8 protein-coding genes are annotated in these 16,111 nt (G+C 26.1%); all 8 read right to left on the bottom strand.

The features are described from left to right. Nucleotides 1-7 precede the first annotated feature (7 nt). The gene (locus tag AACL10_RS02095; RefSeq protein WP_338985652.1) at nt 8-2,293 is read right to left on the bottom strand and encodes a fructose-specific PTS transporter subunit EIIC; all 2,286 of its coding nucleotides are present in this window, start codon (nt 2,291-2,293) and stop codon (nt 8-10) included. Between the two features lie 9 nt (nt 2,294-2,302). Next, nucleotides 2,303-3,241, bottom strand: a complete 939-nt coding sequence (pfkB, locus tag AACL10_RS02090; RefSeq protein WP_338985650.1) for a 1-phosphofructokinase — start codon at nt 3,239-3,241, stop codon at nt 2,303-2,305. Nucleotides 3,242-3,246: 5 nt separating this feature from the next. Further along, nucleotides 3,247-3,951 (bottom strand): DeoR/GlpR family DNA-binding transcription regulator, encoded by a 705-nt coding sequence (locus AACL10_RS02085; RefSeq protein WP_338985648.1) that lies wholly within the window; start codon nt 3,949-3,951, stop codon nt 3,247-3,249. Between the two features lie 92 nt (nt 3,952-4,043). Continuing rightward, nucleotides 4,044-4,853, bottom strand: a complete 810-nt coding sequence (locus AACL10_RS02080) for a hypothetical protein (protein WP_338985647.1) — start codon at nt 4,851-4,853, stop codon at nt 4,044-4,046. A 158-nt stretch (nt 4,854-5,011) separates the two neighbouring features. Further along, entirely contained in the window at nt 5,012-7,333 is a 2,322-nt protein-coding gene (locus AACL10_RS02075) for a RelA/SpoT family protein (RefSeq protein ID WP_338985646.1), read from the bottom strand. Nucleotides 7,334-7,462: 129 nt separating this feature from the next. Continuing rightward, entirely contained in the window at nt 7,463-9,412 is a 1,950-nt protein-coding gene (locus AACL10_RS02070) for an ABC transporter ATP-binding protein/permease (protein ID WP_338985645.1), read from the bottom strand. 126 nt (nt 9,413-9,538) lie between these two features. Beyond that, the gene (locus AACL10_RS02065) at nt 9,539-11,590 is read right to left on the bottom strand and encodes a hypothetical protein (RefSeq protein ID WP_338985643.1); all 2,052 of its coding nucleotides are present in this window, start codon (nt 11,588-11,590) and stop codon (nt 9,539-9,541) included. Nucleotides 11,591-11,605: 15 nt separating this feature from the next. Beyond that, a complete protein-coding gene (locus AACL10_RS02060) occupies nt 11,606-16,111 on the bottom strand; it encodes an ABC transporter permease (protein ID WP_338985641.1) in 4,506 nt (1,501 codons plus the stop codon).

The raw sequence follows: 16,111 nt of genomic DNA, 5'->3' as shown, positions 1-16,111 counted from the left end.
TTTTTATTTATTTACTAGCTTTTTTAGATTCTCTTAATTTAGCTTTTTCAGCTAATTGAACTTGATAAGCTTTTTGTTTTGTAACTAATTCTGATTCAAATTCACCATATTTAGTTAACTTTGTATTTAATAAAGTTAATTTTTCTTCTTTATTTTTGATTTTTTCATTTGATTTTACAGCTTCGATTTTAGCTAAAATTGATTCTTTTACCCCATTTGTTGAGTCAAGAATTAATTTACCAGTTTTAATATCTGCTGTTCTTCAAATTCCTAATATCATTGCTGATAAGAAACTTGCTCCTAAAAGGATAACAACTGACATTCCTATTGCAAATAACATAGATCCAGTTGAAGGTCCTTCACTTATTAGACTTGATCCTAATAGCGGGAATACAAATATTCCACCATGAGAAGCCATTAATTTAATTTTCAGCACTCCAACCAATCCACCTACAACAGCTCCACCAACCATAGCAGAAACCGCAACTCTTTTTGGGTCTTTAACCATAAACGGAATTGCACCTTCTGAAACAAAACATGCACCCATCAATCAGTTTGCTTTTGCAGCATCTCTATCTTTCGCTGTTCAAGCTTTTGGGAATATAACTGTTGATAAAGCTACCATTAATGGAGATAACATACCAGCTAACATAGCAGATGCCATAATAATTGTTTGATCATTGTATCCTTGTGTTCCAGCTTCTGTTACAAGTTTTTGACCAACTGCTAGATTACCTAATGAATAAGCAATTTTATTAATTGGTCCACCCATATCGACACACATCATAAATCCTATTAAAATTGAAACAAATCATAATAAATTCAATTCTGCTAATTTTTGTATTCCCAAACTTATTCCACCCATAACAAAACCTAAAGGTATGTTAAGAGCAAACATACATAATGAAATTGATAAAAGTGAAATAACCGGTATAAATACTATGTCTCTAGCACCCTGTAACCCTTTAGGGAATTTAGCCATCGCTTTTGATCAACCAACAACCAATAAGGCTGCTAAATAACCACCAACAATAGCTCCTATAAATCCAGACTCGACACCTTGTAAATTTTTAGGTAGTAATCTTGATCAAAGTCCACTTCACCCTTCTGTAATAGAATTACCATCTTCATTGTAAGCATATCCAAAACCTAATATATTTGTTGAGAATAACCCAGCAACCATACCAGGCATAAGACCTTGGGTACCCACTATTGAAAATGCAATAAATGCTCCTAAAATAGGAATCATCATAGCCATTGATGTCTTACCAATTGAAGCAAATCAACCAGCTACTGGATTAACAGTTCCAAATTCTCCTCCAGCATTTCCGTTACCTGCAGCAAAGTCAATTAAGAATGCTATTCCTAAAATAATTCCTCCAGCAACAACGAATGGCAACATTCTTGAAATTCCTCCAAGTAAATTACCTTTAACATCAAGGAATTTTCTCATTGTAAATTCACTTGCATCTGAAGAATCTCCTGCAGCTTTAACTTCAGTTAATCCTTCCCCTTTTTGATATTTTTCAATTAATTGATCACCTTTAAAGATAGCTTCTTTAGTGTGTGTATCAATTACTTTCTTTCCATTCAATCTTGAAAGTCCTTCAAGAGCCTTGTCATGAGCCAAAATAATAACTTTTGCATTATTTATATCTTCTTGAGTTAATTTGTTCTCAATTCCTCTACGTCCTTGAGTTTCAATTTTAACTGTTAAACCTTTTGCTCTAGCATATTCTTCAAGTTTTTCTTGAGCCATATATGTATGAGCAATTCCAGTAGGACATGCTGTAATACCAATTACATCATAACTTCCTGGTTTTTCTACTTTTTCAACTTTTTTCTCTTCTTTTGTTAATGCAGATTGTACATCTTTAATAGATTTAGCACTTCTCAGTTTTGCTTGAACATCTGATTTCATTAAGAAACCTGATAAGTCAGCTAAAGCTGTTAAGTGTTCGTTTCCATCTTTTCCGTTTGTCATAATCATAAATACTAAGTCAGCTGGTTGATCATCTAATGATTGTCAATCAACTTTATTTTTTAATTTAGCAAATGCGATTGCTGATTTTTGAACTGTAGGATTTAAAACGTGAGGAATAGCAATACCATCTCCAACACCTGTTGATCCTTCAGATTCTCTTTTGTAAACAGCTGCTTTGAAATCTTCAACAGATTTTATGTATTTTTCTTCTTGAAGTTTGTTAGATAAAAATTCAATAACTTCGTCTTTTGAATTTAAATCAACATCAAAGAAACTTATTTGTTTACCAAATAAATCTTTTAATTCCATGTGAACCTCCTATAATTTTTCAACTTTAATTTGTGAAACTAATGTTTCAATTTCTTCTTTTGAAGCAAGTCATTCGTTAAATGCTGTTGCAGCACCGCTGGCAGCTGCGTATTGAAGTGTATTTTCAATTGATAAGTTTTTATATTTACCAAAAACAAATCCAGCTAACATACTATCTCCAGCTCCCACTGAGTTAACAAGTTTACCTTGAGCTATTCCAACTTTATAAATATCATTGTTTGAATCAAAATATAAACTACCTTTTGAACCCATACTTAAAAGTACATTTTGTGCTCCTAAGTCTTTTAATTTTTGAATTAACTCTTTTGTTTCTTCAAAACTAATATCTTCATTGAATTCTAATCCTAATGTTGAACAAATTTCTTCTAAATTTGGTTTTATTAAGAAAGGTTTTTCATTTAAAACATTTTTTAATAAGTCATTTGTAGCGTCACAAATTAAGATTGCTTCTTTTTCATTTGCTAGTTTTCCAATTTGTTCATAGATATCTTTTTCAATACCCATAGCAACACTACCTGTTAACATTACGATATCTTCTTTTTTAAGGTTATCTTTTAGGTATTGAACTAATTCATCTAAAACTTCTTTTTGAGTATTAAATCCCATACCATTTAACTCAGTTTCTTGTTTTGATTCTAAATGTTTAATTTTGTAATTAACTCTTGTTGATCCTTGATTTAAGAAAAATTTATTATTTAAATTAATTTCATTAAATTTATTTAAAAATATTTCTTTATTTTCTTCACCCATAATACCAATTGCTTGAACTTCAGCAGTTAAATTTTTTAAAATTATTCCTGCATTGATTCCTTTACCACCAACAACTTTGTATTCATCGTTGTAATAGTTAGTAACACCAAGTTCTACTTTTTTGTTAGCTAAAACAATATGGTCTATTGCTGGGTTTAATGTTAATGTATATATCATTTTTTTTATACCTCTTCATTGATAAGTGCTATTTGAGACTTATCACTAAATTTAACAAGTGATTTAGAGTTATTTTTTGATGTATCTGCTAAACCAAATGCAAATTGTGAATTTCTAATAGCTATTCTTTTAACTTCTGCTTCATCTTCATCTGTTGTGAAGAAATTATATTCATTATCTACTGCATTTATACCTAGAAATGCTAAATCAAAATTATATTTTGATAAAGCAGCAATTGTTTCAACTCCACAAATTGCTACTGTAGAAATTTTTAATTTTCCTGGTAATAAGTTAATATCTTTAATACCATTTTTCGCTAATATTTGAGCGTTAATAATAGAATTTGTATAAATCTTGTTATTAAATTCAGGTTTTATTAACTCTGCTAAGAAAAATGTTGTTGAACCCGCATCTAAAAAGATGGTTTCAAACGGTTTAATACAAGCTAATGCTTTTTTTGCAATATTTTTTTTGGCATCAATATTGGTAAGTAGTTTTTCATCTAAAACCGCCTCTAATATTGATTTTTCTCTAATGGTCTTCGCTCCTCCATGAACTCTTTTTAATTTAGATTCATTGTGCAGATCAGTAAGATCTCTTCTTAGAGTGGTGAAGGGAATGTTTAAATGTTTTGAAATTTGTTCATTAGAGCAATAATCTTGTTCGTTGACATAATCAAGGATTAACCTTAATCTTTCTTCTCTAATCATTCTTTCACCTCATAAATATATTATTCCAAAAAAGATAAAAAACAACCAAAAACAACCAAAATTTTCAATAAAAAAAAATAATACTGTAAGTATTATCTTTTCTTTTTCTTAGTTGGGTCTAACCCTCTTGATTTAGCCATTGCGAAGTTTAAATCTTTATATTTAGATTCTTGTTCGATTGCTTCATCTCATATTGGGTTAATAACTTCTTTCATTTCACTTTCGCTTTTTGCTTCTTGAGCAACTACATCAGGATTTGCACCATTTTCGATTTTCATAGCTTGTTCTATTGTTAAGTATGGATCTTCTGGTCTAACACCTGTTTGTACAAGTGATGCAATTTGCATTCTAATTTGTGAACTTGATAATTTTTTATCTTTAAAGTCAATTTGTCATTGAACTGGAGCTACCTTTTCAAATTTATAAGGTTCTTTGATAATTGCGTAAAGCATGTTTACGAATTTTTCAAATCCTTCTTCACCTTTTCAAAAACTAGTGTTTTCTTTCTTTTGTAATTCACCATTTCTTAAATCAAATTTTGAGAAATGCATTTCAAATATTTTACTTGATCAGTCACCTTCTGGTATTAAGTAGAAGTTTGTGAATAATGAACAGTTGAATACGTGAGTATCGAACTCATAAATTGATAAGTTAAATCTATCAACTGTAGTTGTATCGATTGATACACTAAAGTTTTGAACATTAACAACTTTACTTAATCATTGTAAAACTGATTGTGCATATTTAAGAACGAATTTTAATTTTTGACTTGAGAAAATCATTGTTTTTCATCTTGTGAAGTTAAAATCATATTCAGATTCTTTTCTATTTGAAGCTATATTAAAATCTAAGTTAGCTTGAACAAATTCTTGAATTGGCAAATAGATCATTTCTTTTTTCATAGGTACCTCCATATAAAATATAAATATTTAGTTATAGTATATCATATTTACTAATCACTAACAACACTATTATTGCTCTTGTTTTTTAAATATAAAGTTAATTCTATTTAAAAAGAATATAACATAATTTAAATAAAAAAAAGTGTATAAATACACCCTTAATTTACAATATTTTCTGAAGAAGTTGCTCTTACAACTCCAATAATACCAGGAACTTCTGAAAGTGTTTTTAGAATAACGTTTAATTGTTCTAAGTCACTTACAGAAATAATCATACTTCCTTTACCTGTATAATCATCTTCTTGAGATATAATTTTAACTTCTGTTAAGTTAGCTCTTTGAGTTGCAAACACAGATATTATATCTAATAAGATACCAGGTCTATCATAAGCATTAATTCTGATTTTTGAACTGTATTTTTTATTTACAGTTTTCTTTTCAATTCATTCAGTTTCAAGTAAGTTTTTAACTTTTTTAATGTTTGTAATATTTAAACATTCACTTCTGTGAACTTGAATACCTTTTGTTTTTGACATGAAACTTGTTACAGGTTCAATTGGTATTGGATAACAACATTGAGCAAGTGAACAGTTAACTTTTTCTATTCCATTAATTCTCAAGTCATCTCTACCTTTTGATGATTTGTATTTTCTTGTTTTCATGTCATTAATTACTTCAATATCTCTTAATTCTTCTTTTGATACATAAACTATATCAACAGCTTCTGGAATAGAAAAGTCACCATTACCTACAGATAATAGGAATTCATCAATATTTTTGTAATCTAAAACACTAAGTTTTTTTTGAATTTCTTCAAGAGAGTTAACATTTCATTTCAAGTTATTTGCAATAATATAACGGTCAATTTCACGTTTAGTATTTCTAATAACTTTTTGATTTGTTATTTTCTCTTTTTCAGCTTCTTTTAATTTTTGTTCGTTTAAGTAATCTTCAATTGCTCTTCTTGCAGTTGTAGTACGAACGAAACGCAATCATTTTTCATGAGGATTTGTATCTTTTGAAGTTTGAATTTCAACCATTTCTCCTGAGTTTAATGTTGTGTTATAAGGTGAGAAAACCCCGTTTATTTTAGCTCCAACAGTTTTGTTACCAACTTCTGTATGGATTTTGTATGCAAAGTCTAAAACAGTTGATCCAAATGGTAAGTTTACAACACTACCATCAGGTGTAAGAATATAGATCATTGGCGCCAAGTAGTCTGATTTGAATGTTTCTTCAACAACTTCACCACTTAAGTCAATTTTTTCTGACTGTTCTTTGTAATCTATTTCAATACTTTCAGTTGCAAGTTTCTCAAGATTCATCAATCTTGTAAACATATCAACTTTTTGGTCAATCTCTTTTTGTTTTTCTGCAATATCAACGTTCTTTTCACCCTCTTTATATTTTCAGTGGGCAGCAGCTCCGTTTTCTGCAATTTCATCCATTTCATTAGTTCTTATTTGAGCTTCAAAAATGATACCATCTCTACTTGATAAAGTTGAGTGAAGTGATTGATACAAGTTGTTTTTTGGTGTTGCGATGTAATCTTTAAATCTACCTGATAATGGTGTAAATAATTGGTGTAATCAACCAAGTATTTTATAACAATCATCTTGTTTTTCAGTAATAATTCTCACAGCTAAAATATCATTTATATCACTAAATGATTTACCAAATTGTGTTAATTTTCTATAAATTGAGTAAATAGTTTTTGATCTACCAAAGACTTGAGTATTTTTAATACCTTCATCTTTTAGTTTCTTGTTAATTTCTTCAATTATTTCTTTTATTATGTCTTTTCTAGATTTTTTATCCTCTTCTAAAAGGTTTCTAACTCTTTTATATTCTTTTGGATTTAAGTATTCAAAAGAGTAGTCTTCTAAGATGTTTTTGGCAGTTTTCATCCCGATTCTGTGAGCAATTGTTGAATATATTTCTAAAGTTTCTTTAGCAATAATCTTTTGCTTTTCAGGTTTCATATGCTCTAAAGTTAATAAGTTGTGCATACGGTCAGCTATTTTAACAATAATAACCCTGATATCTCTAATCATAGATAAGAAAAGTTTTCTTAAATAGTTAGCTTTCATTTGTTCACGGTTTTCTTTTGTAAAGTAACTAACTTTTGTTACAGCTTCAACTATATCTGCAACCTCAACTCCATATAAGTCTTCAATTTCTGAGAAAGTAACTGGAGTATCTTCAATAACGTCATGTAAAAGTCCGGCAATAATTGTTTTTGGACCCATTCTTCATTGAGCTAAGTAATAACCTGTTGAAAGTGGGTGAATTATAAAGGGATCTCCACTCTTTCTCTTTTGGTCTTTATGCTTTTCTTCAGCATAATAATATGCTTTTTTAACTTCTTCAATTAGTTTGTTATTTTTAATGTATTTACGCATTTCTGCAACAAGTACTTCAACATCTCTACATTCAACATAATTAAATTCTTGATCTTGTGTTGCTGTTAGTGTTTGCATATTAATTACCCCCCTTATTATGAAAAATTGCCAATAATAAATATATTATATATAAATAAATACTATATTACTAACTTTAATGATAAAAGGATGTACAAAAAAGATTTGATGAATGTTTAAAATTAACCTTTACTCATTTATTTTATAAAGATCTTTAAATAGTCCTGGTTTTTTGATTAATTCTTCAAAATCTCCTATTTGAATAATATCTGAGTTTTCATTTAAAACAAAGATTTTATCAAAGGATTTAATGGTACTTAATCTGTGAGCTATTGAAATTGTTGTTCTACCTATCATAAGTTTTTCTAATTCTTGTTGAATCTCTGATTGAATCAAATTGTCTAAAGCACTTGTAGCTTCATCTAAAATTATTATCTCTGGATCTTTTAAGAACAAACGAGCAATAACTAGTCTTTGTTTTTGCCCACCACTAAGTTTAGAACCTTTTTCAAATAAAATTGTGTCATAGCCATCTTGTCAAGATAGGATTAAATCGTGTAATTTAGCTTTTTTACAAGCTTGATGAACTTTTTCTGGTGTTACATTTTCTAAACCATAGGTAATATTGTTATAAATTGTATCAGTAAGAATTTGAGGTTCTTGATCGACATACCCTATTTTTTCTACCCAAGATTTTAAATTCAATTCTTTTAAATTAAATTTGTTATTAATTATCACATCTCCGCTACTTGCATCATAAAGTCTTAATATTAATTTAATTATTGTTGATTTTCCACTTCCAGATGTACCAACAAAAGCATATTTATTATTTTTCTCTAATTTAAAATTCATATTAGAGAAAATAGTCTTTGGATTTTCTGGATAACTAAACGTTAAATTTTTAAATTCTAGGGTTTTGAATTCTTCATTGAAAATTAAATTCTCGTGTTTATTTATATAAATTTTTGAATCTAATATTTCAGTTAAGTTATTAGCCGCAGTTTTTGATATTGGTGTTTCATATATTACAGTCCTTAATTGAAGTATAGGTAAAGTCATAATAATAACTCCAGCAGTAAATGCCGTTATTATAGTTACCAAAGACTGAGCTTGATTATAAAACAAAATAACACCAAAAATAACTGAAGCCATAGCAAAACTTCCAATACCACCAATAATAAGAGCTCCTGTAATTTCAGATACAAAATAATTTCTCTTATTTTTTTTGTTTATAAAGTTTATTTTTTTTTCAAATTCATCTTTTTCTTTTTCGAAAGTACCTGTTGTTTTAATTAATTTAGTACTATAGATTTTTTCATTTATATCATTGTAAAGTTCTATATTTTTTTTATAATTTTTTTTAGTGCTTATGTTTGTTAATCAATAAAAAATTGCAATTAAACATATCATAATAGCAAGCAACCCAAAAACACATGTAGTCAATTTTCAATTTATATGAAACATTACACTTGAAGAGGAAATAATTAGTATAAAAGAAAAACTATAAATAAAAGGCCCATCCTTAATAAACTTCGAAAGTGTTATATTGTCATTTATCAAAACATTAGACAACTTACTCATTTTATTTTTTATAAAAAAATCTATGTCTTGGTCAATTAACTTATTAATTAATTGCTTTTGTATTTTAGTTTCATATGATTTTGCAATAAAACCAGAAATAATATTTACAATGTAAAATAATAAAATAAATATCAAAATATCTGCAATCATAGTATAAGTTAATTTGTATAAATTTAAATTTAAATTCCAAAATATAACATACAAAGATTTATTAGAATAATTTACATAATTAAAAAAGAAAGTTTTAATTATGTCTTGAATCATTATTTCGATTTCTTTTTCAGTCAATGTTGCTAATTTAAAAATAATGTCTCGAAGTAGTTCGGGATCATCTTTTAATTGATGACTTAAAAAATTTATTAATTGTTGATAATCATTTGTAGAATCTATCAAACTTTTTGAAATCAATAAAGCCATAATAAATTCTATTATTTTAATATTTAACACTAATGTTAAACACATGAAAGTTATTAGAATGAACATTATAATTGTTAACAATAATTTATTTTTAAATGATTTTAAAATATGAATTAGCAAATTACTTTTAAAAATCTTCATTTAGTTTCCACTTCCTTGATTAATCTAGATTAAATTACAATAAAAAATAAATTAAATATTTATGCACAAAGAAGTATCGTAATTTTAATTCTATTACGATACTTCTTTTGTTATTAATTATTAATATTACTTTGTGTCATTGTCAGAGAAAATAATATCAAATGTTAAGTCCTGTTTAGTTAAATAATGAAAATTATTATGTTCGGTATTAACATCTACTGAAAATTGAGCATTAACTATTTTAAGTTTAATGCTTGAATAAATTTCAAAAGTTCTAGAACTTAAACCTTTGTTAACAGAGTGTCATTCCTTTTGTTCTTTGTGATAAAACTGAAAAACAAATTGAGCTTTTTTAATTGAAATATTTGATTCCTCTAAATATTTCTTATCAACTCCTATTTCTGTTAATAATTTTGTAGCATAGTTGTTCATGATTTTTTGAAGAGAAAGTTCAGGCAACATTGAATTTAAAGTGCTATTTAATTTATCTGTTATATTTCCTTTAATTAAAGGAATTGCAGCCTTAACAGCTTCTTTACCAACAGTAGATAAGTCCATTCTTTCAACTATAGCTTCTAAATTAATATCTGTTTCATTAAGGAACTTAATATTTAAGTTAGGTGCCAATATATTTTGATCTAAATCTAAATACTGTTTACCTTCAAAGTTAAATAATCTATTTATTAATTTTAAAGCCATTTCACCAGGAACAATTCTGATATCTTCCATTACTTCATACAAGTTATCATCAAATACTTTTTTATTTCCTTCAATAGGAATATCTAGTAAATCTAATTTTAAATGTATTCATAAATTTAGATTTTCAGTTTTTCTATTGTTTTTATTATAGTCTAGCATCAGATTAAATAATAATGAGTCCATTCCATTTTTTGCATTACTTGCACTAAAATGATCTTTATTATTTTTTTCATTTATAGAAAGTAAGTCCGGATCCATATCTGTTAATAATTCTTTTAAAATCATAAAAAGAAGATTATGACTTTCTGTATAGGTGTCTGGATTTAAAAATTTAGAGAATAAATGAACAACATTAGGTGCTATGTTTGCTAACATATCAATAAGTGCAATATTATTTTCTTTACCTTTTGAACCTAGTTGAACATTCATTTTCATTTTGATACCCATACCAACACTATCTTCCATATTTAGGGATGAAGGATCTATTTCAAAGATATCTAAGATATTAACATCCAATATATCTTTAATTTTAACTTCTATTTCAGGTCTTTTTTCTGTAGCTGGAAATATAATTGTATCACTTATTCCAAAATCAACCATAACTTCAGAAACAACTTCAAATAACTCTCTAAAAATTTGTCTATAATTTTTATCAAATTCACTATAAATAGCTTTACCATCTATTTCGTCTGGATTTGCAGAAGCTAATTTTTTTACATCTAAGCTAACTAGTTTTTTTAAAACACCTTTTATTTTATTTATAGAATCAGCTACATCATAATTACTAGAAAAAGTATTATTATCTGCTGTTATATTTAAAAAACTAATAAATATATATATTGATCCCATTGTTATTTTCATAGGGAAACCCATGTCATTTAAATCAACAAGAGGTAAATCAACTTTTTTACTTTTATAATCCCCTACAATAGAGTAACTATTTGAGTGAAGCATATTTATTACATTCTCAATAATGTTGTATTCTGGTACAGTTCAAGAAAAAGATTTTGAAAAAATCTCTTTATCAAAATAAGTTAATCTAAGAAAAGCTTGTCCTTCTGTTACATTTGCATCTTCAGAAAAACTTATACCATCACTGCTAACACCTTTTAATTCTGGTAATGAAAAAGAGTTATTTGAATCAATTGAAATTTTAAAAGCCTCTTCAGTTATAGATACTTTTTTATAAATACTTTCAATCAATTGATTAATTATTTGTTCAGATGAAAGAGAATCTGAAATTAATAATTCTCCTCCTGTTTTTTTAACCGAAACATCTGCAATTACTGTATCAGAAATTGCTTTTTGAACACTTTCAATTACTTCTTCAGTACCTGGTTTTATAAACTCTCCATCATTCTTAGATTCATCAGGTTCAAAAATATCTTCATATTCAGTATTATTTGAACAACTAGTTACAGAAAGACATGATACTGCAGTTAATGAAGCACACGATAACAATGTTAATAATTTTTTCATATTTAAAATTCCTTTCTAATTATTAATTGCAAGAGAATCTACTGCTCTTATTTTTGAAAATTGTTTGTAAGAAATTAATATTGTCATCAAATAAATTGATATCAATATCATAAATACAGCAATTGGTTCTCAACCGTGAAATTTATATGGTATTGCAAATGAGTAGTTGGATGATATATAAACAACAACCCTCTGTATGAGAACTCAAGATGTAGAGAACCCAATTATAAACATAATTGCAATAGGAAGTATATATATACTTATGATTTGCATCATTATATATTTATCTGAATATCCTAAAATTTTCATTGTTGCAATAAACTGTGTATTTTCTGTCATTATCAAGACAGTAGTTATAACAATTATTGTTAAAGATATTATTAAAGCAATTGCAGTTAGCAACCATGTAACAATATCAAGTATTGCAGCTATTTGATTTAATAATTGTTTTTTTTCATTTAATGAATCAACTATTTTTAAACCATTTTCTCCATAACCTTGTGTGTAATTTATTTTCGAAGTTCCAGTTTCATCTGTTTCTAAAGTTGAATTACCAACCATTCCAATAGTTCCAAAATCACCAAATGGTTGAGTTTTTGAATTATTGATTAATGGATCTTGATAATCTAAATTTATTGAGTATTTATAATTAAATATAGGATACTCGTTTTCAAATATTTTTCATAAATATTTAGATGAATATTTAAAACCATTTGGATTTTCATAATCATCTGATAATTTTAAGAACATATTTATATATTCGTTATAAGGATTATCAGCATCAGTAATAAATTTTTCATCATTATTCAATGAGCTATTTCATTTAACCAATAAATAATTATTATAGTAATCAATGAATTTCTTTCATTGAGATTCATTGATTTCTGGCATTGAATCTTTATCATAAAAGTTTTTTAAAGCATTAGAGTCATTTCATTCATTTAAAAAATAATTATTAAAAAAGTATTTTTTAACTTTATCGTATCCTAATAACTTATTTGCATTTTCATTAGAAACTCAAGCCTTAGAATTACCATAATTTTTTGTAATTCCAACAATTACAAACTTTTTGTTCTCTCCTACTTGAGATTTTTTTATTTCAAATTTATCTACAGCATTTTGTATTTCTGTTTTTTTAGAAATTCCATCTAAAGAGTTAGAAGCTATCTCATACCCTTTTATTTTTGCTACAGATATTGAAGATTCAGCATTTCAACCTCTATTTGCATCACTATATGAGAAATAATTTTTCTTGTGTTCAGAAATATAATCATTTGTAGTTTGTGTTGAATAGTTATATTTTGATTTGATTCCCATTTCTACTTCTTCTAATGGTACACCTTTATTGTTTTTATCTAAAAGTTCATTTTTAAGTACACTTATATCAATAACGTCCTTAGTTTTTAGTTTTAGTTTTTCTGAAATGGTAGAGTTAATAACTATTGGTGTATATTCTTTATAGTTTGCATTAGTATTTTTAAATAAATTAGAAATTAAATCATTTCCTTTTTTATCAACCAAATTAAGCATTTTACTATTATTGTTGATCCCATAGATTTTAATATTTTGTAATTTATTATTTGAAAAGTAAGTTCCATTTACTAATGTTCCTATCTCTTCTTTTTCTTTATCAAAAGGAACAATGTTTGTTGTAATGTTATAGTTCTTACCTTCTATCAAAGCTTTTTTAATACTTTGTTGTGAGGCATTGTTTGCTTTTTGATATACCGATTGAATCAATGTAGTTCCTATTTTAGATTCATAATTTAATCAGTATCATAAAATAATGTTAGTATTAAAAATTCTATATTGTTCAATATCTCACTGTTCAGAATTTAAATCAATACTACTTACATCTTGTTGATTAATAAATAATTTTTTAGATTGTAGGTCAAAGTTTTTAGAAAAGTCATCAACAATTTTTTGATTTGAATCTTGGCTAACATCATAAAATAATCTGTTAGTTCCCTTTGTTGCTAACTTCATTGGAGTTTTTACATTTTGTTCTTCATAAATATTATTTGTAGAAGTTTTAAATAACTGATCATCAAAATCTATTTGTTTAATTGCATCTAAATTTAACTCATCTTTTTTTTCATTTAAATATTTATCATTAACTTTTATAGGTAATGCTTCAACATATTTTTTATAAAAATTTTGTAATTCTTTTGATATATTAGAAACATTCTCTATGTTATTTTCAATATTTTGTTTTATAGATTTAATAGCTACAACTTCTATTTGATCAACTAAAGAAGAATAATCTGTTCATTGATTAATAATTGAAGCTATTGCATCATATGGAATATTTTTATCATTTCTTGAAGGTATTTTTATTTCATCTAACTTATTTAAATATTCAAGTGACATATTTTTTCATGCACTATAATTGTTTTTAGCAATTTCATTATATAAACTAGGATTCTTATCTATGATAGGTATATTGTATGAATAAAAGTTTCTACTAATATCATTGTTCATTAAATCTTTGATAATTTTATTTGTATCATAGACAAATTCACTTGAACCCTCTTTTGCTTTTAAAGGATAAGCTGTTATATATTCTTGTTTACTATTTGTTGATTCAGAAATATCTGTAACCTTATTGGTTTGATTGTAACTTCAATTTTCTTTTTTATTTGGATTATAAGTTTTTAAAAATGTTGTTGGATTATTTGAAATTGGTTCATTAAACTCAATCACATTATTATAGTTTAATCCTACAAAGTTAGATGCATTATTTTCTTTAACGACCATAGGAATAATTACTGAAGATGATATCAAAGTAATTGAGACAAACAAAGTAGCAGATGTTGCAAAAATCTTTCCAGTAGATGACATTAATAAAGCTGAATGCAATTTAATAGTAGGATTAGATTTTCTAAATAGATATTTAAATCCTCTTGCTATTTTTGTTGTTTCTTTTTTAAAGTTACCAATTAGTAATATTAAAGCACTTTCTCTAACCACTAAATAAGCAATTAATAAAGTTAGTGCTGTTAAAATAGAAAATACAAAAATAAATAATAAAATAGTTTCTCCTACAATAGGTTTAAAGCCAATGAAATTAATATTGAAATAACTTAAAAATATATTGACTAATTTATTTTGTAAAGAAAGTTCTAAAATGTAAGAAGTTATTGTTCCAAACAAACTAATTATTATTGAAGGAGATATAAAGAACATTAATAATGATAAATTTGAATATCCAAGCGATTTTAATGTACCAATCTTAGTTCTTGTTTCTTCAATTTGTTTTTTCATTATTAAAACAATTATAAAAAATGCAATTAAAGATAATAATATTAATAAAAATGCTGAAAACATTCAATAAACTCAAATAACTTGTCTATAAGTTGCAGTTCTAAAATAGAATTTATATTCTGTATCTTTTATATGAAAAAATAGTTTAACATTTTTAACATTTAAGTTTCCAGATTCAATTCAATCTTTATTAAAAACTTTTAAATATGATTCTGAATTGTGTTTTTGATCTCTAAATTTACCAGAAAAATAAACTTCTCTATCGTTTTCTGATTCGGGATTTAATTTACTATCAGAAGAATTATATATGTATAATTCCATTTTACTATTTTCTTCACTTTTTACAGGAACTTTATTCAAACCAAAAACTTTTGGAGCAACATATGCTATTAGATTCTTGTCAGTTGATGTGATTGATGAGTTTGTTTCAGTTATTGGATATATAAAATCAGCCGATGATCCAAAGCCAATAACTTGAAATCAAACTTGATCTTTATATTTTGATGAATCAATACCCAAATCTTTATCATTAATACTTACTTCACCACCAAAAGATAAATCTTTAACATTATTTTTAACTAATAATTCGTCCCCATATATATCACTTGTAAATCTAATAATATCTCCTCTTTTGATATTATTTTTTTTAGCAAAGTTACTTTGTATAATTGTTTCTCTTAAAGATAATTTAATATCATTTGAAAAATATTTATCTTTGGTTGGGTCATCTAGAACTATTTTATCAACGGTTATATTCTCTTCTTTTTGTTCTTCATTTCTCTCATCAACAATTGAAGTTTTTGTAAGTACTTTTATATTAAGATTATTCTTATTAAGTTTAGTTGTTACAAAACTTCTACCCTCTGTTCTAGATCAATTAAAATAATTATCTCCAGTTATTACACCATTATTATTTTTTATTCCTTTTCTAGAAATAGAGTTTATTAAATATTGAGAGTATAGGTCTTGGTTAGAATACTTATCTATATCTTCTCCACCAATTCATTTATTTTCATCAATAGATATTTTAGCTTGGTTTGCTTGATTAACAACAAAATCATGTTGAACCGATTGATTAATTAGATCATTATAAGCTTTGTCAACTCTGTTTTGTACAACAAATATTGACATACCAAAGAAAATAGCAATAGTTGCTAAAAAACCAAGCACAATTAAATTTCCAATATTTTTAAAACTTGTTTTAAAACCAGATTTTAGTATTAAAAAATGCTTATTTTTTTTTGATACCTTCTTCAT

The organism is Spiroplasma endosymbiont of Diplazon laetatorius, assembly GCF_964019625.1.
Classification (GTDB): Bacteria; Bacillota_I; Bacilli_A; order Mycoplasmatales; family Mycoplasmataceae; genus Spiroplasma_A.
The sequence above is the reverse complement of the archived record's forward strand: the minus strand, read 5'-3'. Positions and strand labels throughout refer to the sequence as shown.